At 38.1% G+C, this 25,885-nt stretch carries 15 protein-coding genes; 9 read left to right on the forward strand and 6 right to left on the reverse strand.

Translation table 11 applies throughout. The features are described 5' to 3' along the window. Nucleotides 1-24 precede the first annotated feature (24 nt). Together ACX0HA_RS15960 and ACX0HA_RS15965 are read right to left on the reverse strand one after the other, a co-directional pair. Nucleotides 25-1,665, reverse strand: coding sequence for a tetratricopeptide repeat protein (locus ACX0HA_RS15960; protein WP_458846302.1), 1,641 nt, complete (start codon nucleotides 1,663-1,665; stop codon nucleotides 25-27). Between the two features lie 221 nt (nucleotides 1,666-1,886). Continuing rightward, nucleotides 1,887-3,338 (reverse strand): catalase, encoded by a 1,452-nt coding sequence (locus tag ACX0HA_RS15965; protein ID WP_458846303.1) that lies wholly within the window; start codon nucleotides 3,336-3,338, stop codon nucleotides 1,887-1,889. A 413-nt stretch (nucleotides 3,339-3,751) separates the two neighbouring features. Between ACX0HA_RS15965 and ACX0HA_RS15970 the strand changes: the two genes are divergently transcribed. Further along, a complete protein-coding gene (locus ACX0HA_RS15970; RefSeq protein ID WP_458846304.1) occupies nucleotides 3,752-5,989 on the forward strand; it encodes a sensor histidine kinase in 2,238 nt (745 codons plus the stop codon). A gap of 87 nt (nucleotides 5,990-6,076) precedes the next feature. Here the strand turns inward: ACX0HA_RS15970 and ACX0HA_RS15975 are convergent, their stop codons facing one another. After that, nucleotides 6,077-6,871, reverse strand: coding sequence for an alpha/beta hydrolase (locus ACX0HA_RS15975; protein ID WP_458846305.1), 795 nt, complete (start codon nucleotides 6,869-6,871; stop codon nucleotides 6,077-6,079). Between the two features lie 42 nt (nucleotides 6,872-6,913). After that, nucleotides 6,914-7,645, reverse strand: coding sequence for a hypothetical protein (locus ACX0HA_RS15980; RefSeq protein ID WP_458846306.1), 732 nt, complete (start codon nucleotides 7,643-7,645; stop codon nucleotides 6,914-6,916). 350 nt (nucleotides 7,646-7,995) lie between these two features. Here ACX0HA_RS15980 and ACX0HA_RS15985 point away from each other — a divergent pair, with 350 nt between their 5' ends. The 6 genes from ACX0HA_RS15985 to ACX0HA_RS16010 all read left to right on the forward strand — a co-directional run bounded on the left by ACX0HA_RS15985 (nucleotide 7,996) and on the right by ACX0HA_RS16010 (nucleotide 14,672). Then, nucleotides 7,996-8,901 (forward strand): alpha/beta fold hydrolase, encoded by a 906-nt coding sequence (locus ACX0HA_RS15985; RefSeq protein ID WP_458846307.1) that lies wholly within the window; start codon nucleotides 7,996-7,998, stop codon nucleotides 8,899-8,901. A gap of 19 nt (nucleotides 8,902-8,920) precedes the next feature. After that, entirely contained in the window at nucleotides 8,921-10,000 is a 1,080-nt protein-coding gene (locus ACX0HA_RS15990; RefSeq protein WP_458846308.1) for an alpha/beta hydrolase, read from the forward strand. An 8-nt stretch (nucleotides 10,001-10,008) separates the two neighbouring features. Beyond that, nucleotides 10,009-10,428: an OsmC family protein gene (locus tag ACX0HA_RS15995; protein WP_458846309.1), complete on the forward strand. Its 420-nt coding sequence runs from the start codon at nucleotides 10,009-10,011 to the stop codon at nucleotides 10,426-10,428. A gap of 32 nt (nucleotides 10,429-10,460) precedes the next feature. Continuing rightward, nucleotides 10,461-11,465, forward strand: a complete 1,005-nt coding sequence (locus ACX0HA_RS16000; RefSeq protein ID WP_458846310.1) for a type I glyceraldehyde-3-phosphate dehydrogenase — start codon at nucleotides 10,461-10,463, stop codon at nucleotides 11,463-11,465. Between the two features lie 375 nt (nucleotides 11,466-11,840). After that, nucleotides 11,841-13,775, forward strand: coding sequence for a sigma 54-interacting transcriptional regulator (locus ACX0HA_RS16005; RefSeq protein WP_458846311.1), 1,935 nt, complete (start codon nucleotides 11,841-11,843; stop codon nucleotides 13,773-13,775). A gap of 207 nt (nucleotides 13,776-13,982) precedes the next feature. Beyond that, nucleotides 13,983-14,672: an isochorismatase family protein gene (locus ACX0HA_RS16010; protein ID WP_458846312.1), complete on the forward strand. Its 690-nt coding sequence runs from the start codon at nucleotides 13,983-13,985 to the stop codon at nucleotides 14,670-14,672. Nucleotides 14,673-14,728: 56 nt separating this feature from the next. Here the strand turns inward: ACX0HA_RS16010 and ACX0HA_RS16015 are convergent, their stop codons facing one another. Further along, complete coding sequence (locus tag ACX0HA_RS16015; RefSeq protein ID WP_458846313.1) at nucleotides 14,729-15,175, reverse strand: hypothetical protein; 447 nt, start codon at nucleotides 15,173-15,175, stop codon at nucleotides 14,729-14,731. Nucleotides 15,176-15,392: 217 nt separating this feature from the next. On the opposite strand from ACX0HA_RS16015, the gene ACX0HA_RS16020 reads away from it, so the two are divergent. Both ACX0HA_RS16020 and ACX0HA_RS16025 read left to right on the forward strand, forming a co-directional pair. After that, nucleotides 15,393-16,811, forward strand: a complete 1,419-nt coding sequence (locus tag ACX0HA_RS16020; protein WP_458846316.1) for an FAD-dependent oxidoreductase — start codon at nucleotides 15,393-15,395, stop codon at nucleotides 16,809-16,811. Nucleotides 16,812-17,299: 488 nt separating this feature from the next. Further along, nucleotides 17,300-18,376 (forward strand): zinc-binding dehydrogenase, encoded by a 1,077-nt coding sequence (locus ACX0HA_RS16025; RefSeq protein WP_458846314.1) that lies wholly within the window; start codon nucleotides 17,300-17,302, stop codon nucleotides 18,374-18,376. Nucleotides 18,377-18,479: 103 nt separating this feature from the next. Here ACX0HA_RS16025 and ACX0HA_RS16030 read toward each other — a convergent pair whose 3' ends face one another. Beyond that, the gene (locus ACX0HA_RS16030; RefSeq protein WP_458846315.1) at nucleotides 18,480-25,274 is read right to left on the reverse strand and encodes a choice-of-anchor J domain-containing protein; all 6,795 of its coding nucleotides are present in this window, start codon (nucleotides 25,272-25,274) and stop codon (nucleotides 18,480-18,482) included. Nucleotides 25,275-25,885: the final 611 nt, after the last annotated feature.

The raw sequence follows: 25,885 nt of genomic DNA on the forward strand, positions 1-25,885 counted from the left end.
AGGACAAATGGTGACATGTAATATTTAAAACCCTGAAATATAAGCATATAAATCTAAATCTTTAGGAAGTTCCATTTTTGTACTTAATCGCTCTTTACGCTTCTTGCATGCCTGAATAGTTATGTTAAGTATTGAAGAAATCTCTTTAGGACTTAGATTCATATACATATAAGATATAAAACGTATATCGTTTGTAGTCAATGCAGGATGTTTGCTTTTCAAGCGGGTAAGCATGCCATGGTTCACTTCTTCGAAGTGCTTGACAAAGCTATCCCATTCGTTATTCGTTTTAAGATCTTCCTTCAGGGACTTAACATAATTGGCGAGTGTCTGGTCTTTGGAATACTGTGGCTTTTTTGACAGATAGCTTACAATTTCTTCAATTAGCAGGTTCCTGTCTGATAAATACAGCGCTTTGGCAAAAATTTTCTTATTACGGTTTTCTACCTCATTTTTTAGGCGCTCCTCTTCTACTTTCAGACGTTCCTGCTCCAAAAGCGCATCAGTAACCTGCTTTTCTAACAACAGGTTGTTATTCTTTTCCTTTTCAAGATCAAGTTCGCTACTTTGCTGGTTACGTTCTGCAATTATTCTTTTCTGTCTTAAGGCAAGTATCGTAACAATTACAATAACCATTATTAAAGCAATGATAGCATAGAATATCCTACGCTCCTCGGCCATATTCTCTTCTTTTGCATTCAGTTGTTCTTTATAGCCCTGAATCTCAAATTTAACCCTGTTGCTTTCAAACAATCTGCCATTTTTTATGTCATTCAGCTTTTTCTCAGATACTATAATAGAATCCTTATAGTCTATAACCTTATCCAGCTTACCGCTTTGCCTGTAAATATCAGACAGTAACTGATATGTATCTTTTTTTATATTAAGATCGCTTGTAGTTTTAATAACTTTTAAAGCAAATTGTGCAGCAGACTCGTAATCCTTTTCCTTTAGGTAACATTTAGCTATTAAAGGCCAAAGAAATATATCCAGATTTTCAGCTTTACCGATTGTGGCATCTTCCAGCATCTTAAAAGATTTATTCTTTGCCAGAGCTGTATTTCCAAGAAGCATATCGTTTTCAACTAAGAGAACTTTGGCACTAAGTAAATATCCATCTTCTAAATAGCGCATAGACTCTACAATATAGGGCCTTGCCTTGGCAGGCTCTCCCATTCGGTTATAGATGTAGCCAATGTTCATTACCGGCAGGCCTTTTCTTGCATCTATATTTTTATCTTTTGCTAAGTTGTATGCTTTGAAGTAATATTCAAGCGCTTTGTCATATATTTTTTCTTTAGTATATAAATTAGCTATGTTATTCAGTGAAGCGATTTCATCTTTAGAATTTAGCTTCTTTAAGGCAATTGTATAGCTTTCTAAGAAGTAATTCAGGGCTTCACCATAATCAAGCATTTCATAGTAGGTGTTGCCAATATTGAACGTTGAAGTATAAAGTTCTCTATACCATTTGTTTTTTTTAGCTATTGAGCGTGCTTCGGTAAACAGCTCCAATGATTTTACAAAATCATGTTTTCCAAATGCTTTTACACCTTTACTGATAAGTGAATCACAAACAACTTTAGTATTTCCCATAACAGGAATACAGAAGAACATGAAGAACAGGAATAAACACGTATATCTGGTATTTCTTTGTAGCAGCATTATAATAAATGTATCTAGAAATTGAAGAAACCAAATATAGGAATTGTAGAATTTAATTTCTTACATTACTATAAACAATCGGTTATATATGCTACTTATTGCTAAAAAACAGAAAATCAGGCCTGCTGCCTTAATAATTACCATTATTTTTAAAATAAAAGCTTCAAATCAATGATTCGAAGCTTCTATTTTCTTACCACCAGCAAACACCTGCAGCTATTTTATTTTAATTCATTTATGTCAATTCCAAGTGCCATGGCAATTCCTTCGCCATATTCCGCATCAGCCATATAACAATTCCTGATGTGGCGTATTTTGATAAATTTCTCAGCGCCATAAATAGCAGCTGCGGTATTATCAAATAACAATTGCCTTTTTTCCTCACTTAAAAGCCTGAAAAGATTACCCGGTTGAGAATAATAATCGTCATCTTCCCTGTGATCCCAGGCATACCCATCTCCTTCTATTTTTAATGGAGGCTCTTTGTATTGAGGCTGATCCTGCCACTCACCAAAACTATTAGGCTCATAGCCTTTTGTACTTCCATAATTGCCATCAACCCTCATACTGCCATCTCTGTGATAGGCATGATAGGGACATCTTGAAGCATTTACCGGAATCTGGTAATTATTTACCCCCAGGCGGTAACGTTGGGCATCTCCATAAGAAAACAATCTGCCTTGAAGCATTTTATCCGGCGAGAAGCCAATACCGGGCACTATATTAGCCGGGTTAAAAGCAGCCTGCTCAACCTCAGCAAAATAATTATCAGGATTTTTATTCAGTATAAATTTACCGACAGGAATTAGCGGATAATCTGAATGCGGCCAAACCTTGGTTAAATCAAATGGATTAATATGATAATTACGGGCTTCATCTTCTGTCATCACCTGTATAAAGAATTGCCACTCCGGAAAATTGCCATTCTCTATATTTTCATACAAATCGCGCTGGTGGCTTTCCCTGTCGCTACCTATCATAGCATCTGCCTCCTTATCTGATAAGCTCTCAATCCCCTGTTGTGACTTATAATGGAATTTTACCCAAAACCTTTCATTTTCAGCGTTTATAAAACTGTAGGTATGGCTTCCAAATCCATGCATGTGCCTGTAAGATTTGGGAATGCCTCTGTCGCTCATCACTATCGTTACCTGATGTAATGCTTCGGGCAGCAAAGTCCAATAATCCCAGTTATTATTAGCACTGCGCAGGTTTGTTCTCGGATCACGTTTTACAGCATGGTTCAGGTCAGGAAATTTCATGGGGTCTCTTAAAAAGAAAACCGGGGTATTATTACCTACCAAATCCCAATTACCTTCATTAGTATAAAACTTAAGCGCAAAACCTCTTATATCACGTTCAGCATCTGCCGCCCCCCTTTCTCCCGCTACAGTTGAAAATCTCACAAACATTGGAGTTGTTTTACCTACTCCCGAAAAAATATCTGCTTTAGTATAACGGGTAATATCATGGGTGACAACAAACTCACCATAAGCTCCCGATCCCTTGGCATGCATACGCCTTTCCGGTATTACTTCCCTGTCAAAGTGCGCCATTTTTTCAAGAAACCAAAAATCCTGTAATAAGGCTGGTCCGTGCTTTCCGGCTGTCATTATATTTTGATTATCAGGAACAGGGGTTCCTGTTGCCGTAGTGAGTGATTTTTTTTCCATGTTTTCAGATTTAATAGATTATAGTAATACAGGAGCCGAACAGACATTGCACTTATCCGGCCCCGAATTACAAACATTCTTTCATCAGCAGAAGCAAAAAACACACCCAAAAAATAGAACGCTAATTATCAATCAATTAAACAACAGACACCAATAATGGTTTTACGATAATTAGTAAAAATTGCGATATATCGTTGCATTGCATTACTAAGAATAAATGCATTTTTAAATAAAACACTGATAGTAAACCTATTAAAAATACCACCTCCCTTGTATAATTTCATGGCTTCTTTTTTGACTATGCAGATAGAAGATTTACAATCTTAAATTATAGTAGCATATTTCACTAAAATAAACATTAATTTTAACTGACTAACAAGCACTTACACCCAGTAAAAAAAATATTCCTATCGATGAAAAAAAAATATTTTATAGTTGCTTTTACTATATTGCTTGCCACATTTAGCTTAAAAGCACAATACAACCAACAATTGTATAAAAAGCTAACCAAAGAGATGGCTACAGCAAAATCCAATCATCAAAAAATTGCAGCCATGCTTGCTTTAGGCGATTACCATGTAGAGCAATCCTATATGGATGGATATCAGAAATCTATGGACACAGCGATGACACTCGCTAAAAAAAGTGAAAAATTATCTCAAACCATCAAGTCCCAAAAAGAACTGGGCAGCACTTACTTACTCTATTCCAAGGCCTATAATTACCAAAGCGATTATGCTAAAAGCTTTGAGTTTTCCAATAAGGCTATTGCTATTGCAAAAAACATCAAGGATAACACTTTGCTATTTGAGGGAAACAGAACAAAGTTTTTTGCACAACGTTATGTAGATGCAGGGATCACATATGACAGCATTACTAAAAACAATCTTGAAATAGCATTAAGTACAAAAAATAAGATGCTAATAGGCAAAGCTTATGAAGATTGCGGATTAAGCCTTATGTATCACGGAGGAGAGAAAAATAAAGAAGCAATTTATTTTTATGAAAAGGCACTCGTTTATTATAAACAGGCCGGTAAGAAAAATTTACAATATGTATATTCTCAAATGGCAGGTCTTTACAGCCATTTTTCCGAACAGGAAAAAGCATTGCGTTGCTTAACAAATGCATTAATGATTGCAAAAAAGTACAATGATCGTAGTTATGACATGATTACAGTATATACTCATGGAGGAGTTACATACAGTACTATTCATAATGACGAGAAAGAGGTGTCATGTTACAGAAAAGCATACGAAATTTCAAAATTATATATTGACCCTGACATTATACTTGTAACAGGCCTGGATCTATGGGGTTCCTTAATGAAAACCGATAAAACAGACGAAGCTGAAATTATTTTTAAAGAGATTGAAAAAAATTACACCATTGCAGCACTGTATTTACAGGCAAACGCTTTAAGCGAATTCATAATACAGTACATACAAAGACGTGATTACGAAAAAGTTGAACACTATGTCAAGCAACTTATACCTTTGTTGCCAGCGGCAAATGATAATGCGAAAACAATATCCCTAACAGCTACAGCCCTGGCAAGATACTACTATTATAAAAAGCAGTATGCGCTTTCACAGCAATATGTAAACATATTAAAAGAAATGGCTGACACTAAAAGCAGAAAGCATAATTATTATTTGATGCAATACGATCTGGATTCTATTCAACACAACTATCATTCTGCTCTTAAAAACTATCAGATGTCAGCTATTTACAGGGATAGCATGTTTAATGAAACCAAACATAAACAGCTGGCAGAACTGGAAGTCCAGTATAATGTAGAAAAGGGCAAAAAAGACAATCTGCTCCTGAAACAAAAGGCTCAATTACAAAGTGCTGTGCTTAGCAGAGCCAATACACAAAAAAACCTAAGTTTGATAGGGGTGGCTTTATTAATAATTGCCATAATACTGATTTATAGAAGATATCGCATAAACCAAAGGATAAGGAAAGAAACTAACCTGAAAAATGAGCTACTCGAAAATCTTCTTAACGAAAAAGAATGGCTATTAAAAGAAATACATCACAGAGTAAAGAACAACCTGCAGATAGTAATGAGCCTGCTAAATACCCAATCCCATTTTTTAGAAGATGAAACTGCCAAAGCTGCTATAAAAAACAGCCAGGACAGGATACACTCTATGTCACTGATCCATAAAAAATTGTATCAGTCTGAAAATGTTGTTTCCATTAATATGGAGCTATATATAAAAGAACTGATAGAATATTTTAAAATCACCTTTGATACCGGTCAGCGCATTAAATTTATAATTGACGTAGAACCTATTGAGCTGACCTCTACACAAGCGGTACCCCTTGGACTTATTATTAATGAGACAATAATTAACTCCATTAAGCATGCTTTTCCTACCGGTAGAGAAGGAATCATAAAGATATCCCTCAAAGAACTGGAAAGCAACAAGATACTGCTGACAATAAATGATAACGGAATAGGCATTAAGGATATAGATAATTTATCAGAATCCTCATCTCTTGGTATAAAACTAATAAAGGGATTTAGTAAGGAACTTAATGCAGAACTGGAGTTTGGCAATAATGATGGCTTTATCGTCTCCTTATTCTTTAATAAGATAGCCTATGACAATATCACTTTAAACAAAGTAAGTGCATAATACACACTGAACTATCCTGGATTTAACTTAAAAAGCCGGCGCCATAGCGCCGGCTTTCAACTTAACAATTAACCTAACACTACTGTCTTAATTTACTGCCAGCTTAAGCCAGTCAAGTACAAAGTCGGCTTCTAATTTCCAACTTTCAGGTTGGGTAAGCACACTGTGATTACTTAGGGGAAATTCACGATAGTCCGTTATAGAATTATTTTGCTTATATCTCCTGAAATTCCTTTTTATAAGATGCACGGGAATCAAATTATCAATTCCACCGGAAGTTATCAATAAAGGCGGATGCTCTTTATTAAAATCTACAGCAGCCATAGAAGTAAGTCCTCCCCTGGCGACTCTTTTAGATTCAGGAATAGCGTATTTATCATAATCAACCAACTGTTTGTCTAAAGCCATACTATTTACAAATGCCCGTTGAAATTCTTTGAAAGACATCATGTAAGTTTTTTTTAGTGATGTAAATAATCCAAGCACACCCCAGGTAGATCTCAGGAATTTGAACTCATAAGGCAAAATTCCCTGAGGAGGAATAGGATGGATAGCGGCACCCGCCACTCCAAGTTCCCTATTAATAAGTATCTGTGCGATGAGTCCTCCTAAGGAATGCCCTATGATAATTGGCTTTTCATCCATTTGTCGTACTATAGCAACATAATGGTCTATCACTTCCTTAAGTGTTAATGATGCTAATCCGCTGTCATAAGGCTGCCTGTCCCTAAGTACTCTCGCAACACCATCTTTAAATGGCCATGGCGGTGCGATGGCTTCATATCCATGTTCGTCAAAATATTCTATCCAGTTATTCCAACAGGCATGGCTTACGAAAGCCCCTGTTATAAAAATCACTTTCTTTTTTTTTACATTTTCCATAATCAATATTTTAAATTTCTTTACGCAACAGGTGGTTTAGGTTTACTTTACAGTATAAGGAAGAGATAGATTACCACTGGCAACGGAGTATACTTTGTAAACACCGAGCATGGGCATATCTTTTGAGCCCATGTTATCTTCACCGCCTCCGGTATCAACCATCATATAACAGGCTACAGCATCAAATTTAAAATCGGTTTTATTGCTTATCCTGTAATTTGGAACTATTACCTTAATTGAGTTTCCTTTTGTTACTACATTATAACCGGGGCTGTCCATATACATTTCCATTCCAGGGTTGTTAGCGGGCAATGTTACAGAAGGATCGCCTTTTTTAAACTGCTTTACAGAAAGGCCTCCTCCTACTCGTTTATCTTCTGTAAGTATTACCCAATGCGGATGCCATATAACACCATCATTAGCAAAGTTTTTATCCGCATCTTCATCCCACATGGGTGTATCATCAAAATCAGGATGAGAAGTAAGAGCCAATGCAACAATACCTTCAGTATGGCTAAAACCCACATCTGCAGGTTTAAGTGTTGTTGGGAATACATAGCCCAATACGGGTGCACCATTAAGCTTGCCTACTGCCTTTGGAGTAGTATAACCGGCTTCCCCTTTTACTTTTATTTCCCAGATAGTGACTCCAAGATCTTTGTTATGGGTTACTGATGCCGATTTGATTTGAAAATCTTCGTTATCATAACATTTATCACACACTGGTGACATATTCAATGCAAGGGTTCCAAAAAGTAATAGTAATTCTTTCATAATACTGTCTTTTAAATTAGGTTGTCGTTTCGATCTGTTGTCTTTTGGACATACCAGTAGATTCCAACCTCATGCCACAAAATCAAATATTTAAAAATCAGCACATTAAGTCATATTTAATTCTCAACTCTTCGGCTCTATTTCGCTTTTTAGCGATATTCAGAAAATATATAGGCACATTATATTTTCTTCAATTAGCATGTATCAATTTGCTTTATATCGTTATAAAATGTGTGTTTAGCGATATAAGATGATTAGCCAACTACTCATAAACACATAACGTATTGATTTACAAATAGATAAAAACAAGGCACATTATATGCCTGTCATATAGCTCTAAATCAATCGTTATGAAAAAAACAACCAATTTAACAGCTCTTATACTGACAATCGCAACGCAGCAATCAGGAGCGCAAAGTGTAAGTGCAGTTAACAGTACAACACAGTTTATAGAAGAAAAAGGAAAAAAACTGGCCTATCGTTCTATTGGTAAAGGCGAGGCTATTATTTTGTCAAATCGATTCAGGGGAAACCTTGATGACTGGGATCCCGCATTTCTTGATGCTCTGGCCGAAAATTATCAGGTAATCACTTTCGATTATTCTGGCCTGGCATCATCTACAGGCACACCCCATGACAGCGCTGAAGACACCGCAAAAGATGTTATAGAACTGGCTGATGCATTGGGAATTAAGAAATTCACTATGCTTGGATGGTCTATAGGGGGTTTTACTGCCCAGGCTGCTACTGCCTTATATCCGGAAAGAATTGACCAAACCATACTTATAGGAACTAAGCCTCCCGGAAAAGTTAATTATCCTTTTGAAGAGATATTTCAAAAAAAAGCATGGATTTATGATTACACGCTTGAAGACGAGGTCGTACTGTTCTTTGAACCCCTATCAGAAAAAAGCCGTCTGGCAGCAAAAAAAAGCCATGACAGACTGGCCCAGCGTACAAAAGGACGTGATATAAAAATTAAGCAGGAATTATGGCAGCATTACAGCAATGTAGCTGCAGGTTTTGAAAATGACCCAGGTAAATTAAGGGAGAAAATCATTACTACAAAAGTGCCCCTGCTTATCATATCAGGCGATCATGAGATATGCTTTCCCCCCGAAAACTGGTTTGAGTTAAATCGTAAGCTGGAAACTTCTCAGCTTATTGTTATGGCTCGTTCAGGGCATGGACCACAGCATGAATATCCTCAGCTTACTGCCGATTATATACATGCATTTATCAAACAAAATCAATAACCTCTAAACACTTTTTACCATGAAAAATAAAAGACTATTCCTCTCAGCAGCAGCTATACTTAGCTTCCTATTTCTAATAAGCTGTAAGGAAAAAACGAAAATAATTGATGTCAAACTTCCTGAGCCAATCGCTGAAGTTCGCGATTATGCTACAGATACCAACATTGGGCATGGCACACGTGAGTTTTTAAAAGTACTTAACTCCGGAGGAAAACCTTTAGAGAGCATGACTCCCGAAGAGGCACGACTGGTACTTGTAGGTGCACAGGCTTCTGCTAATGTAGACTATTCAGGCATTGAAGAATCAGAAAAGACAATTACCGAAAATGGACTTACTGTAAAACTCAATATTGTACGCCCAAAGGGAATAACAGGCAAAACGCCTGCATTTATTTTCGTACATGGCGGCGGTTGGGTGCTGGGAGATTATCCTACGCATAGAAGATTAGTAAGAGATCTTGTTGTATTGTCAGGAGCTACAGCTGTTTTTGTAGAATATACGCGGTCTCCTGAAGCCAAATATCCTGTTGCCCTGGACGAGGTGTATGCTGCAGCTAAATGGGTCTCAAAAAATGGAGCAGAAATAAATGTAGATGGTTCAAAGTTAGGGATTGTAGGTAATAGTGCCGGAGGAAACCTGGCGGCAGGAACAGCATTACTTGCCAAAGAAAAAGGTAAATCTCTATTTAAATTTGTAAACTTACTATGGCCGGTTGCTGATACAAGCTTTGAAACAGAATCGTTTAAAAAATTTGCCACGCACAGGTTTCTTACCGCTCCAACAATGAAGTGGATGTTTGATAATTATACTACCAGACCCGAAGACCGCAAAGATTACCATATCGCTTTGGTTAATGCCTCTAGCGAAGAGCTTAAGGACTTCCCACCGACATTGATACAGGTTGCCGAAAATGACATATTGCGAGATGAGGGCGAAACCTTTGGAAGACATCTTGACGAAGCCGGTATCGAAGTGGCTACCGTGCGTTACAACGGAACCATTCACGATTTTGGCCTGCTTAATGCTCTCGCTACACAGACATCAACCCGTTCTATGCTGGAACACGCCGCAACAGAAATAAAGAAACACCTTAAATAATTATAATTATGAAACGTAGAGCGACCGCAGTTTGGAACGGTACTGTGATGGAAGGATCGGGAGATCTTACCTCACAAAGTGGCACATTGAACATTACACCTTATTCTTTTAAAAGCCGTTTCGCCGATGGTATCGGCACTAACCCTGAAGAGCTTCTTGCAGCAGCTCATGCGGGATGTTTTACCATGAAACTTTCAATCGTTCTTCAGGAAAAAGGATTTCCACCGCAAAGGCTGGAAACGAATGCAGTAGTGAATCTGGACGACAATAGTTTATCTATCACAGAATCCAGGCTTACACTTAAAGCCAGCGTGCAGGGCATTAGCCGTGAATTGTTTGACGAAGCGGTTAAAGATGCTGAAACAAATTGCCCTATCAGTAAAGCACTCAATGCCTTAATAACTGTTGATGCGCATCTTAACGAATAATTGCTTATCTTAACCAATAAAAATATTTTAATATGGCAACAATAGCTTTATATGGTTTTGGACGCATCGGCAGGCAATTCTTAAAAGCGGCATTGAAGAAAGGATTAATTGTACCGCAGGTCATAGCTGATATCCATAATGTAGACACACTTGCAGCGCTTTTTAGCGTAGACAGCAATTACGGACGTTATGATGAGAACGTATCTGCTGGAGATAATGTACTTTTTATAGGTAACCATAGTTTTCCATACATCAACTCTTTAAAAGAAGTACCGGATTGGAAAGAACTTAATGTAGATGTGGTTATAGATTGTACGGGCAGGGCGACAACCCGTGCCGGAGCGCAGGTTCACCTGGATCGCGGTGCACGTTATGTACTTGTAAGCGCTCCAAGTAAATCATTAAGTGACTGTGATGCTGTATTGCTTAAAGGCATCAATCTGGATACATTTGATCCTAATAGCCAAAAGATCATCAGCATGGGCAGCTGCACCACTAATGCACTTGCGATCCCTATCAAGGTAATATTGGAAAATTTCGGAATCCAGTATGGTTTGTTCTCAACGGTACATTCCTACACCAATTCGCAATCACTAACCGATCAGCCTATGAAGGATAGACGTGATTCATGGGCAGCCGTCGAAAATATTATTCCTTCATCATCAGGTGCTGCAAAGGCACTGCAATTTATATGGAATGATCTTAAGATAACCGGAAAAGCCTACAGGGTACCTACCAAAACAGGTAGTATTGCTGAACTTAATCTCGTTACCGAAAAAGATTGCACTACCGAAGAAGTAAATAATGCTTTCAGGAAGGCTGCAAGCGGAGAGCTTAAAGGCGTATTGGACGTACTCGAAGAAGAATGGACATCGGCCCGTATTGTGGGTGATCCGCATTCTTCGCTTATGGATCTTCCTCTTACCATAAAGCAGGGTAACCTCCTTTCAATAGCCTCATGGTATGATAATGAATGGGGCTTTGCTAACCGGCTTGCCGAAGTTGCAGATTACATTTCTAAAAAAATTGAATCATAATGAAAAAACCGCTTGCGCGGTTTTTTTTATGATTCCGTGCAATTGCAAACCAGAAATATAACATTTTAAAGAACCCATAAAAAAGCATTCAATATTTAATAATTTACAACAAAATAGGTGTAAATAATAATAAGTAAAAAACGACATAATTTCCTGTTTTTTATTAATTTTATGATACTTTTTCCACTTTCTTAACAAAAAACAAATTCCACTAATTCTAAAATTTTTAAAAACAAGATATAAAAGGGGCTAAACTAACACATCTCAATTATCGTAATAAATATTGATGGCAAGATTAACAGGTCTTTAGCTAAATGTGTATCTATGACTTTATCTGTCTAAGATTAAGCCGGCCCTTCTTAAATTCAAATCATCATGAGAATATTAATTGTTGAAGACCAGTTTATTGAAGCTTATGATTTACAGCTTATCCTGGAAAAAACGGGATATACAGTTACGGGCATAGCATCAACATTTAAAGAAGCAATTGACTGTATCGAAAAGGATAAGCCGGATCTGGTTTGCCTGGATATATTTATACGTGGTGCAGAAACGGGTATTGATCTCGCAAAAAAAATTAAAGGCTCGGGTATTGGTTTTGTTTACATATCTGCAAATTCATCAAAAAACGTACTCAACGAAGCTAAAACCACAAATCCTTACGGTTTTATTGTAAAGCCTTTCAGAGAGCAGGATATAGTTACAACTCTTGAAATTGCATCATATAGACATAAGCATAATGCGGAGTCCATGCTTGATCATATAAATACGCTACAAAATAATATTAATGCCATTAATGGTGCTTTTGACAATTGGGAAACTACTTTTGTACAGCTCGGAAATGTACTGCAAACCTATCTGCCCTTTGATTATATGGAGTTTGGGCCTGCTGATGCTGGCCAGGGCTATAAAATGAATGGCCTTATACGTCGCAACTTCAGGGATTATAAAATCATTACTCCTAAAGAACTTGCTACCCTCACCAAATTGAGCGCAGAGGATCTGAAAAATAAGAAATCAGACGGTCCTGTGTATGATGAGCCTATGATCTATGAAGCAGCTGCTTTTATAAAAGAATGTAATACGTGTGCTATAAAAAGAGGCATTGCAGAATCATTTGGTATACGTTCTTTTTTTGTCCAGCCAGTCATTTTACAAGAAAAAATATACCATTTTTTCTTTTACAGCAGGCAGCCTGAATGTTTTACAGAAAACCATCTAGCTTTAGTTAGCGATATAAAGCCATCATTATCCGGATTAATAGGTGTACTGAATGAACCTGTGACAGAGAATAAAAAGCCAGATCCTAAAAAAAATAATACCATCCCTGCTGTTAACCTATCCGACACCTTTGAAGGCATTGTGGGCAGCAGTAAAAACATGTTAAACGTATATGATTCAATTACGAAGGTTGCCCCGTCAGATACTTCAGTACTCATTTTAGGTGAAAGCGGAACAGGCAAAGAACAGGTAGCCAGATGCATTCATAATCTCTCTCTAAGAAAGAACAAGCCGTTCGTTACCATTAACTGTGGTGCCATCCCTGCAAATCTGGCAGAATCATTACTATTCGGACATGAAAAAGGAGCATTTACAGGAGCAACAGAAAAACAACTTGGTAAATTTGAATTAGCTGATAACGGTACAATCTTTTTAGATGAAATAGGTGAAATGCCTATAGATCTTCAGGTGAAACTATTACGCGTATTGCAGGAAAATGAAATTGAAAGAATAGGTGGCCATAAGCCCATCAAAATAAACGCCCGGATAATAGCAGCTACAAATAAAAATCTGGAAGATGAAGTTACTTCAGGGAAATTCAGGATGGATTTGTACTACAGACTGCATGTATTCCCTATAATAATTCCTCCGTTACGAGAGCGTAAAGATGATATAATTGCCCTGGCTTCTTATTTTATACAAACCTATAGCAATAAGCTCAATAAAAGGCCGGTAGTGTTTTCTGCAAATGTACTGGAACAGATAATGTCTTATAACTGGCCCGGAAATGTAAGACAGCTTGAACATGCCATACAACGAAGTATTATTCTTGCCGAAGGAGACACCATTAAAGAAATCCAGCTACCAAAAAGCCAACAGATAAAAGACAGTATAACAGGTCAGGAATTCTACATCGATTCTATAAAGACAATTCAGGAAATGGAGCGGGAATACATCTACTATATTCTAAAAAAATGTAAAGGAAAAGTTTACGGTGCCGGTGGTGCCGCCGAACTTCTGGATCTGCCACCTTCTACGCTGAATTCTAAAATGAAAAAATTAGGCATATCCGTAAAGCTTATGCAATAAATAGTACGTCTAATAATCAATTGGTATTCTAAAAAATTAATGCCGGTTTTTAATGATATATCGTTAAAAACCGGCATTAATTTTTTATTTCGCTACTGAAAATTTTTAAATAGTTATATAACAGTTTAATAATCAATAACTTAATATTTAGACTTTCTTTTTGGTTATTGATAAGTCAATCAATACTAATCTTAAATTTTAATCATTATGAGAACATCTTTCCTCACAGCTTCATTACTTGTAGTCTCTTTGTCCGTTTTTGGTCAAAAGCCAAGTCCTGAATTATTAAGTCCCGGTAATCATGTATTAGTACTTATAGATTATGAAAGTCAAATGGCATTTCCAGTAGCGAGCCAAAGTGTAGACCAGCTACGCAATAATACTGCATTGGTAGCGGGAGCATCAAAAATTTTTACTGTAGCAACAATTGTAACTACAGTAGCCGAGAAATCATTCAGTGGTCCTGTTTTCCCGGAAATCGAACAATTTTACCCCCAAAAGACATCCAATTACATTGACCGTACAACAATGAATTCGTGGGAAGATATAAATGCATATAAGGCCATAATTAGTAAAGGGAAAAAGAAAATTATCTTTTCGGGATTATGGACAAGCGTTTGTATAGTAGGGCCTGTACTCTCTGCCGTAAATGATGGTTATGAAGTATATGTAATAACCGATGCCAGTGGTGATGTATCTAAAGAAGCTCACGAAATAGCTGTAACACGAATGGTACAGGCAGGAGCAAAACCAATTACTTCGCTTCAATACCTTTTAGAATTACAGCGTGACTGGGCACGTCAGGAAACCTATAAAGCGGTTACCGATCTTGTTAAGAAATATGGTGGTGCATATGGTATAGGGGTTCAATATGCACACGAAATGCTCAAGCATTAATAAGATATATCGGTGCTAAGAGAGTAAATGTAACTATGAGGTTTAAAAAAGCTTATCTAATTTTCGACAAAATACTTAATTTCTTCAGTTGTTTCAGATAAAGGTAATACTATCCCTTCTTTAACAGAAACCAACTCACCTTCTACAAAACAACTAAGCTTATAAGGTTCTTCATCAGTACCTGAATTCACAAATTCAGTAATAAAATGAGCTTCAAAATCATCATCAGTAAATTCGGTAGTATGCCAGATATTAACGTCCGCCACAGGATCGACAGTGTTAATTTCACCGTTGGCTGACTTATAGGTAACTCCTTTTAATATTGGACCTTCAACAACAACCCTATACTGCACGCTCTTAGCATCATCATCAACGTCATGGTTACAGGAAGATAATGCCAGGGAAATAATTAAAATCATTACAGTCTTAAAAACACCCATAGAGTTCACTTTTATATTAGTAGTAGCCTTAGTAAAATTAACACGATATGAAAGTGATTGCATTATGTTATTATACAAAAAAGTTATAGAGTTGTTTTTATAACATTGTTAACTAAGGAAAGTCGGCTATTTTGCCGGCTTTCGCGGCATTGAAATAGTAGCAATCATACTTATCAAATCGCCTTGTAGTTCCCGTGCGTAATTTTAGTCGTGTAATAAATTACCTTTGCACGGGAAAAGAGGAAATTAAGAAGTGAAAACTATAGAAGCAAACTGGAGTATGTGCTTAAAATGTAATGGACTCGGTAAAAAAAGCCGTGGACTAAGCAAGAAAGCCAAACTTCATTACCAAACGGTATTAAATGATTTTAAAAAAACCAAGGGCGAAGGAGTGACTCCTGATCAGCCTAAGGGCCATTTATACTCATGCCCGAACTGTAATGGATCGGGGTTGGTTCAATCTTCCGGCTATCCTATAGCAGATACAGAGAATTTTCCCCATATAGCAATTATCGGAGCGGGTATTGGTGGAGTGGCTTTGGCTGTAGCTTGTTTACACAGAGGGATTCCTTTCACCCTTTATGAGCGTGACAGTAACTTCGAGGCACGGTCCCAGGGCTATGGCCTCACTTTGCAGCAAGCCAGTAAAGCAATACAGGGATTGGGTATTAATTCCCTTCATGAAGGTGTGGTTTCTACAAAGCATATTGTTCATACTACCGAAGGAAAAGTGATAGGTGAATGGGGACTCAGAAAGTGGGCACCTTCTAATGGAAAATCTTCTTCAAAACGCTCAAATGTGCATATCGCACGCCAATCTTTGCGTTTGGCTTTAGTGGACCAACTCGGCGGACAGGATGCGGTACAATGGGGACATCAGCTGGTAGACCTCAAAGAATATGAAAATGATGGTGTCCATTTAAGCTTTATTTCAAATGGCGAAACAAAGAGTATAAAAGCCGACCTTGTAGTTGGAGCTGACGGAATTCGCAGTTCAGTCCGCAGATTACTAATCGGTGAAGATATTACACCGCTGCGCTATCTGGATTGCATCGTGATATTGGGCATTTGTCCGTTGAGCGCTCTTGAAGGCTGTGATAGTCCCTTACTGGACTCATCTACTGTATTTCAAACGGCTAACGGCAATGAACGAATTTACATGATGCCTTACACCTCGGATTCAATAATGTGGCAGCTTAGTTTCCCAATGCAAGAGAATGAAGCCAAAGCATTAAGTTCCAAAGGACCTCAGGCACTTAAAGAAGAGGCATGTCGCAGAACCCAATGGCACCGCCCTATTCCGCAGGTTTTAGCAGCAACTCCTGAAGCCCAGGTTTCGGGCTATCCTGTATATGACAGGGAAATGCTTAATTCTGAATTACTAAATAAAGGAGGTAATGTAACTCTTATTGGTGATGCTGCTCACCCCATGAGCCCCTTTAAAGGGCAGGGGGCAAATCAGGCATTACTTGATGCACTGGCTCTTGCCCGCGAAATTTCAAGAGGATGCAAATCATTATCTCAATGGAAAAATTCGGGGATCAGAGAGAGCGTGTTAACTCAATTTGAAATGGAAATGCTGGAACGCAGTGCTGCTAAAGTAAAAGGCTCAGCGGAGGCGGCACAATTCCTTCATTCCGAAATTGTCCTTCAGGAAGGAGATTCGCCAAGAGGAAAATGCCGAAAAAATAATAGCTAATAAGTACAGGCCTGTATTTATTCTTTCATAAAATTGAATTAAACCGGCAAATAGCTCATCAACCAATACATTAATTTCTTTCCCATAGTACAATCGATAATAAAATCAGTTATAGCTTGTGCTCCTCCCACATCAAGAATGTTATATCAATTTACTATATATAATAAATATACCTGTCATACTATCTTATTATTCTCTCCAAACACATAGTTGCAGTCAAAATAAGGATTAAGCAAACGTAAAGTAATAGTTATTAAAACTCGGCAATAATGAATTTTTTTTAATTATTGTAAAAATCAAATTACCTTTGACAACACAATCAAAAACAATTGATTGTCAATCAATTACAATTAAAAAGAGATTACAATAATGTTTACATAATCTTTTTAAATCATAAATTCCCCGAAACGTGATATGATTTACAAAAGGAGGAAATAAACGTTAAATATTCAGCAAAACATTACAAATAGAAAACTTTAAAACTTAAAATGATTCAAAAAGGGACGGCAATGGTATTTACCGCAAACGGCGTACCATTCCATCAGGAAGAAGTGATGATAAATGAAATTGACAGCAATGAAGTTCTTGTTCGCATTGTCTATACCACAATTTGTACCAGCGATTTACATACTTATACAGGAAGGCGCTCCTCACCTTTTCCTTCTGTCCTGGGACATGAAATGATCGGGGAGATTATATCTCTTGGCAAAAAGATAAAAGCTGACTACAACGGCATGTTATTGCACCAAGGAGATTTGCTGACTTGGTCTATCTATGCCTACGACGATAAAAGTGAAATGGCTAAAAGAGGGATTCCTCAAAAATCTGAAGGACTTTATAACTACGGTCATCAGGAATTTAATTCAGAAGACGGGTTAAATGGTGGATTCGCCTCGCACTGCGTATTAAAAAAAGGAACAGTAATTTTTAAACTACCCAGATCTTTAAACCACAGGCAGGCAGCGCCAATAAATTGTACACATGCAACTATTGCCGGAGCAATACGATTAGCAGGATACCTTAAAAACAAAAATGTAATGATAACCGGTACAGGTATGCTCGGGCTGTCAGCTTGCGCTATGGCAAGGGAAGGCAGTGCCAAAAGGGTTATTGCAATGGATATCAATAAAGAGCGGTTAGAGTTCGCGAAGCGTTTTGGGGCAGATAAACTTATTGACGGCAAATTATCAATTGATGATATCAGATCACAAATTCCAAAAGAAAAGATAGATGTAATTATTGACACAACGGGAATACCTTCTGTTATGGAGAATGGACTGGAAACGCTTGCTGTTGGAGGAATTGCAGTTTGGGTTGGTGCCGTTTACGAACAACACGCCACACAAATTAGTGCCGAAATGATAGTAAGAAACCTTATAACAATTAAAGGGCTTCACAATTATACACCTAATGACCTTGGATTTGCCATAGATTTTATAGCCGACAATCGCAATAAATATCCTTTTGAGACACTTGTAAGCGAAGAATTTATCCTGAAAGATATTTCAGAAGCTTTTGAAACAGCCAATTCCGGAAAGCATTACCGTGTTGGCATAAAACAATAGTTAAAATAATAAGCCCGCAAAAAAAAATTTGCGGGCTTATCCTGAACATTAAAGAAACCCAACAACATATAATTGTCAGGAATCTTTATCAGACATTCTTAACCTAATATTGCCTGTTTATGTAAATCCATCCTGTTGTACTGCTTCCATCTGTTTTTTCAATACTATAGAAATATGTACCATCAGGTAATTCGTTTTCGTTTGTATCCTGGCCATGCCATTGGTTAGTATATGTCGAGCCATGGCTATATACCTTTTTACCATAACGGTTAAAGATTGTAATGTTTTTCACTCCTAAACCTGTAAGATTAAGGGTATCATTATAACCATCACCATTAGGCGATATACCTCTTGGAACTTCACACATTAAACTCGTCACTGTATATCCTGAATCGGCAGCACATGAACCTGAACTTACTGTAACGGTAAAGTTCAATGGAACTTCAAGGTCACCTTCAAGAGTAATATATTCAGTAACATTAAAATCAGGCCTGTCATCGCCAACAGTCTCCCCTGCCTCATTTTTCCATGTAAAGTGTACATCCGGATCAAATGAGCCATCTTTAGAAGCAGCTACCAGCCATACACTGTTATCCCTGCATTCCTGAGATATGACACTGTCCAGATTACCTGATACTATAACAGAAACAGTATGTACACCACCCTCATTACAAGTAGCTGCATCCGGCTGTATTGTATAGGTTACCTCATAGGTACCGGCTGCACTTGCTGACAAGTCTATAGCTCCTGTAGCAGCATTAAGATTAAGTCCTTCCGGCGCAGCTGTAAATATTCCATTAGCTGTAAATTCGGCATCAAGTGTAATTACCGGGTTTTGAGCCCCTTCACAATATGACTCAGCATCATAAGTAAAGTTTGTAACAGCTATTGTTTTTTCATTTACAATAACATCTATCTGTGCTCTTGCTCCTTCACATCCGTCAGCACTTGCATAAGCTACATAATAAGATGTAGTTCCGGCAGTAGCTGTATCTGGTGTAGGTACAGCATCAAGAGCTGTTCCACCGGTTGCCTGAGTATACCACATATGCGAGTATCCCTGAAGATCAGATGCTGTTAATGGCACTGCTTCTGCATCCTGACAATATGTTACCGGAGTAGTCACCTGTGGTGTCACATCTACACCTTGTTTTGTAATTACAACTGTATATTCACAGTAACGTGTCCTCCAGTAAAATGTATACTCCCCAGGAGTTGTAAACTCGCTCACGGCTGTCGTTTTACTATCAGGCTGCGCTATAACCACAGTACCGGGATTGGACGCATCTGCCACCCACGTACCTTTTCCTTCAGCCTCAAGCGTAGTTGAAGCGGTAACACAGTCTAATGTATGTGCCTGCGTTATTATCCCTGTATTTGCGACAATACTTATTGCATCAAGCATATTTCCGATAGCCATATCTTTTGACCTGAAAATAAATCGTGTAACATTTTGTCCTGCAGGAACGTTATAAGTTCCTTCGTAGAAATTCCATGTCAGCACACCAACATGTTCTTCTAATGGTACAAACGGACCTGATGGAGGACCTGCATAAAGCTGAATCGTGTGTCCTCCTGCCAAGTGCGCAAAACTATAATCAAACTTTGTAATTTCAGAACTGTCAATATCCTGATACATCCCCCTGATATTAACCATGTCGTTTGGATCCGGTGGCAACGCGATACTATCATCCGGTACCATCAGCTGAATAGCCTGACCACCTTCGTATGGTGTGAAACCACTTAATCCAAATGCTTCCTGAAGAAAAATAGTCTCATAAAGAGAAGTATCACTTTCCAAAAGGTTGTTTCTCCATCCCGGCACAACATTTTGAGAGAAGAAGTTACCTAAACCAAGGTTTGCCTCAGGTTTCTCAAAACCACCGTTTGGAATATCCAATTTACAGGCATCAAGAGGTGTTGTAACACACAAGTCAAGTGTACTGTAAGGCATATCATTATTTAATGTCAGCCTCACTTTATAAGTTGCTCCAACTTCTAATTCAGTACTATAAGCTGCTAAAATCACATTATTATTTGAACATGTAACTTCCTGCAGTGTTGTACCCACAACTTTATATAATGTCAAGCCAACTTTAGGTTCTTGTCCTGTACCTCCCTGATAGATGTTTTTTGCAGAGAAATTACCTAATTCTATTGTATGAACTTTAGATGCTGCTACAAATTCAACCCAAACATCACCATAATTTGTACCGGTGCAGGTCATTGTTTCAGCTGAAGGTGTAGCACCTGCAAAGCTGATTGTAGTAACTGATTGCTCACAAGCCTCTCCTGAATTTACAGGCACTTGTATAGCTTTAGAAGAATCATCATTCCTTACAAATTCATAAGGTCCTGACCAGAAACTTGAATCTCCGCCTCCACAAATGGCTCTTACAAAAAATTCGTAAGTTCCGGCTTGAAGGTTTACAAAATCTGAAGCCTGTGGTGTATAAGAATTTGTAGTCACTATTATGCCTGACTGTGGTAATGTACCATTAGCCACCGGCTGAACAGCCACCTCCCATTGTGTCTCTGTACCTCCTGCTGTCCATGAGAAAACAGAAGTTCCACTAACTGCTAAATCAGTCGGCTGAGGACATGTAATTGCACCACATAAAGAAAGACCTGTATAGAATGTGCTTCTTGGCGCAATAACACCTAAATCACCTGTCCATACTACATTACCCTCTCCGTCTTTAACTTCAACCATTGCACCGGGGAATTGACCAGGAGCCGTACCAACAGCATCCCAAAACAATGAAAATTCAACACCTGTACATAAGAAAACCAGATAATCTGCAGGAGCCGGAACTTCATTCCATGCACTTGTCGCAAATTCCATAGTTTGAAGTTTCACACCGTTTTGGATAAGGTCAATACCTCCGCCAACACCCATTGTAGGGCCTCCGCTTAATGTAATAGTATATTCGCAAAGGTTCTCAAAACTACAACTTGTTATAAATTTCAGCGGCCCTATCCATTCACTATTTGTAGAACCATCACAAACAGCCCTCACATAGTAATCATACTGTATTGCAGGAGTTAATCCCGTTACTGTATATGGACTTGCTGTTGCTGTATGCAAATACTGCGAATCGCCGTTTCCTACCGGAGCTGGAAGGCCTGCAGGCTGTACATAAACATTCCATGATGCTTCTGTACCTGTAGCTTCCCACGATATTTGTGCTGCGACATCTGTAATATTCTGAACCGCTAAATTAACAGGTGCAGGACATACAGGAATATCTTCAATAATTACTTTATCTATTACCAGCATTTGTCCTCTGTAATTCCATGGGTTAGGATCTTTTTGAGGTATATGCCATGCAACATTTACATCACCCGTTACACCTGCAGGGAAGTTTATTACTTTTTCCTTCCATACAGTATTGTTTAAAGGTGGCTCATCAAAATAATCTACGGTATATAGTGTAGTTGTAAACTGATCTAATTCAATACCATTTGTAGATAATTTCACATCAAGGTCTTCCCAAAAATCACTTGAATATACCCTGTAATAATAACGTAAACGCTGTCCTGCCGTAATCGTTACAGTAGGCGAAATCAGCCAGTCATTATTTTTACCGTTAGAACCCGTAAATATTCCTGCAGATTGTATTCCTTCATAAGGATTTAAAGTCACATTCAGATTCCAGGCAAATGAGTCAGAATTGCCATTAGTTATTCTCCAGCATCCTTCAGATAGTGAGTTGTTTTCAAAAGTTTCTATAAATGGTGTTGGAAATGCATTACATAATGTTGTAAATACAAATGGCCCAACCCAGGCACTCTGATCAGTACCATTACAATAAGCTCTTACATAATATTCATATTTTGTATTAGCCAAAAGAGTACCTGAAGGGAATGCGGTATTATTGCTTGTTAATATTCCTGTACCTGTCGGGATACCTGAGCCCGCAGGCTGTACAACTACATTCCACTGTGTTTCCTGGAAACCTTTTTTCCATGATAAAACAGCCGATGTCTGGGTTATGCTTGTTGCTTTAAGTGCTTCAGGTGCCGGACATGCGGGAGCATCGACTACAGCAACATTATCTATTTGTAATATCGATGTACCCCCCGCTGTAGAGAAAGTTGGCGGAACCCTGAAAGCAAAATATACAGGTCCGTTAGCTGTAACATAAACCGTTTTTTCAAGATATTCTGTGTTAGTGAATTCCATCAGCGGCATAATAACACTAAAACTTGCAGGATCAGTGTCTGTAGTAGACATTAATACCTCCACACCAAATCTTGGAGCACCAAAGAATGGTGAAAATGCTGCTCTATAATCAAATTTCAGAGCTTTTGCCCCGTTAACATTTATAGCTGGTGAAATCATCCAGTCATCAAACTCTGGGGTTCCAAACCATGGGTTGCCCTGTATAGAAGGCACAGTAGCATTCATATTCCATTGTGCGCCATCTCCATTTGCGTCAACAAATGACCAGCATGACTTGTGCGTTGAAGCATCATCGTCATTGAAATTCTCATAGAAAGGTGTTTCAAACACTGCACATAATGTCGTAAAATAATACGGCCCTACCCAGTTGCTTTGCTGTGTCGAAGAACAGTATGCCCTAACATAGTATTCATATTGGGTTGCATGCGTAAGTTGGTCGGCAGTATATGTATTACTGCTTATAAGGTTACCGCTACTAGTTGGTTCACCACTATTTTTAGGTTGAACAACGATCTGCCATTGCGTTTCTACATCTCCTGCTTCCCATGATAACTGTGCTGTCGTTGTAGTAATAGCATCAGCATTAAGAGCTACCGGATCCGGACATGCTGGTTTGTCTTCCACAACTATATCATCCATTATTAGGTTGTTATAGTCTGTCTCTACACCCGGATCAACATAAAATGCAATATTCACATTGCCCGTAATTGTTGTAGGTATGTTTACAATTTTTTCAACCTGATCATAGTTCGTATCAACATTTTGTGTAGGCAATATAACTGTGGTAAAATTATTTGGCCCAATACCCGTTGTTGATAATACTACTGAGTAGCGTCTTACCCCGTTTGTTGTCTGATATTTAAATCTAAGTCTTTTAGGAGTAGTTCCTAAGTTAATCATAGGAAGAACCATCATATCATTATTGCTGGCCATTTCCTGGTTGCTTAACGAAATATTTTCCCATCCAAACTTCCATTTAGTATCATCTCCGTTTATATCAAGCGGAGTCCAACATGGTGTTGGATTTGTTCCAAATGCCCCATCAAACGATTCGGTATATGGTGTATTAAATACAGTACATTGTGTTGTAAATGTATATGGATCGCTCCAGGGTCCCGGTACTGAGCTACATACCGATCTTACATAAAAATCATAAGCAGCACCCGCAGCTAAGCCTGTGTTTATTAGGTTATCTATGTTTGTAGTAGTTGCTGTTCCAGCACCTGTAGGTGCCGGTGATCCGGCAGGTAAAACTACATACTGCCATGCACTGGCAAAGTTACCAACGTTATTCCATGACAGCTTTACGCTATCCTGTATTAGATCTTTGTATGTAAATACAGCCGGTGGAGCACATGGTGCAGTCTCAACCTTAAGTGTAAAATGGATATTAGACTCCCCTGAGAATACTGTAGAAACTACAATGATATAAGTATGTCCGGCCTGAACTAAAAAGTTAGGTATCTTTTTTGCAACATTTGCTTCTGACGTATTTAATCCTGCAAGACAATTTACTCCAACATTAGTACAGCCATCATAAACAAAAACACCTGTAATATGATTCCAGCCTGTGTCTTGAGTTACCTGTGTTATTGTAATTAAACCATCTTGTGTTGGTGTATAAGTAAAGAAGGCTTTTCCTCCGGTAAGATAATTCCCCGACACTGAAGCAGGAAGACAGCTGCCCTGAGTATCATAGGTTATGTCAGGATTCTGGAAATTATCAAGATTACCTGAATATACGAAAGGAGCTCCTGTATTCGGTATGATAATAGCCGAACTACATGATGAACCAATAGCTGGTGTTGAAAAAGGAAAAGGTCCTGCCCAAACACTTGTTGACTCAGAACATATCGATTTGATATAAACATCATATCCTGTTGCAGGATCTAATAATGTTGCAGAATATGAGTTCCCTGTAACTGTACCTGTAGTACCAGGTAATACTCCTGTTGGTAAAACCTGTATCTGGAATTGTGTTGCCGACGGATGTGTCCAGCTAAGTGTCGCGGTAGTAGGTGTAATTGCTGACGCAGTAAAATCTTCAGCAAGTACATTTTCACAAATCTGACCTGTTTGCAGGCTTACATTATCAATAAACCAGGTATCAGCATTTGGTGTAGCGCCATTTTGGTTGTTAATTAAAACAAAGGCTACATAAATGTTTAAGTTGGGGGCAATGTTGCTGGGTAGATCAATAACTTTTTCTTCATACCCTAACGGAGTAACAGTATTGAGTTCGCTTTCCGTCCAGGAAGCTAGCAGCGTGTTGAAGCTACTGATGTCTGTCTGGCTGGCAGTAGATATCCTGATTTGATAAATATTACCAAAATCAGTTGTACTGGATTGTTTGGTAAAAAATCGTAACTGACCATTGGCAGGAACAGTTATTGATGGCGTTATCAAATAATATTGGGCAGTATTTCCGTTACCAATATTTTCTGATGACGGATCAATAAAAGCAGCCCCACTGCTTAAATAACCATCGGTCGAAATTGTAAATGCCGTAGTACCTACAGCATTATTTGCTTGTGCCCATGTAGCAGGAATGCCACTCTCAAAATTTTGGAGTGCAAGCTGTGCATATCCTGTCATGCTAAAGAGACTCAAAAACAAAAGCAGGAAAAATTTCCTGACAGATAATTTTTGACATACACAAAGTAACCCGCCTGAATTGTTTTCAGACAAGCCCCAAAAGAATTGTTGGTTCATGAAGTGCAGTTTAAGTTAGTAGTTTAATTTCCCCAAATTTTGTTAAAAAAAACTTCTTATACTAATTATAGTCTTTTGCAATTCGGTAATTTAAAAAGAACAAAACAACACACTAAACACTCAAAACAAGCAACTTACCACATTAAAAGCAATACTTTTAAAATAAAATACTTTGTCTAAATCCAAAATAAAATTCATAACAAATCCTACAAATACAAATAACAATTGTTTACACATATAATGAGAGCCCTTCGTACTACGGAGGGCTTTTTTTGCAGCATCACTAAGCGCTTTTGTAAGCGCAGTTTCCTGCCATCGGCTTTATTCCCTTCTGCCGGCGGGAGATACCGCCCTGCCTACCGCAGGCAGGCTCTGTCAGCGCTAAGGCCAATCTGCTGCGTCTTCTTTATGCTTTATACTTTACACTTCTCCATTCCTTTTTGACTTTCGACTTTGGTTAAACTACCTTTTATACAAAAAACAAACCGGGCAGCCAATGGCTGCCCGGTTCTTTTATTTATCTGTTCGTCTTTCTTATCTCTTAATGGCAAAATGCGATTTAAACTCACGTGTTACGGTTGTTGTTCCGTCGAATTCAGGGTAGGTAACGG

The organism is Flavobacterium hauense, assembly GCF_054457175.1.

Bases quoted from the DNA above. Each gene is read 5' to 3' on its own strand.
- ACX0HA_RS15960 (WP_458846302.1), bottom strand. From the start codon at position 1,665: ATGCTGCTACAAAGAAATACCAGATATACGTGTTTATTCCTGTTCTTC.
- ACX0HA_RS15965 (WP_458846303.1), bottom strand. From the start codon at position 3,338: ATGGAAAAAAAATCACTCACTACGGCAACAGGAACCCCTGTTCCTGAT.
- ACX0HA_RS15970 (WP_458846304.1), top strand. From the start codon at position 3,752: ATGAAAAAAAAATATTTTATAGTTGCTTTTACTATATTGCTTGCCACA.
- ACX0HA_RS15975 (WP_458846305.1), bottom strand. From the start codon at position 6,871: ATGGAAAATGTAAAAAAAAAGAAAGTGATTTTTATAACAGGGGCTTTC.
- ACX0HA_RS15980 (WP_458846306.1), bottom strand. From the start codon at position 7,645: ATGAAAGAATTACTATTACTTTTTGGAACCCTTGCATTGAATATGTCA.
- ACX0HA_RS15985 (WP_458846307.1), top strand. From the start codon at position 7,996: ATGAAAAAAACAACCAATTTAACAGCTCTTATACTGACAATCGCAACG.
- ACX0HA_RS15990 (WP_458846308.1), top strand. From the start codon at position 8,921: ATGAAAAATAAAAGACTATTCCTCTCAGCAGCAGCTATACTTAGCTTC.
- ACX0HA_RS15995 (WP_458846309.1), top strand. From the start codon at position 10,009: ATGAAACGTAGAGCGACCGCAGTTTGGAACGGTACTGTGATGGAAGGA.
- ACX0HA_RS16000 (WP_458846310.1), top strand. From the start codon at position 10,461: ATGGCAACAATAGCTTTATATGGTTTTGGACGCATCGGCAGGCAATTC.
- ACX0HA_RS16005 (WP_458846311.1), top strand. From the start codon at position 11,841: ATGAGAATATTAATTGTTGAAGACCAGTTTATTGAAGCTTATGATTTA.
- ACX0HA_RS16010 (WP_458846312.1), top strand. From the start codon at position 13,983: ATGAGAACATCTTTCCTCACAGCTTCATTACTTGTAGTCTCTTTGTCC.
- ACX0HA_RS16015 (WP_458846313.1), bottom strand. From the start codon at position 15,175: ATGCAATCACTTTCATATCGTGTTAATTTTACTAAGGCTACTACTAAT.
- ACX0HA_RS16020 (WP_458846316.1), top strand. From the start codon at position 15,393: ATGTGCTTAAAATGTAATGGACTCGGTAAAAAAAGCCGTGGACTAAGC.
- ACX0HA_RS16025 (WP_458846314.1), top strand. From the start codon at position 17,300: ATGATTCAAAAAGGGACGGCAATGGTATTTACCGCAAACGGCGTACCA.
- ACX0HA_RS16030 (WP_458846315.1), bottom strand. From the start codon at position 25,274: ATGAACCAACAATTCTTTTGGGGCTTGTCTGAAAACAATTCAGGCGGG.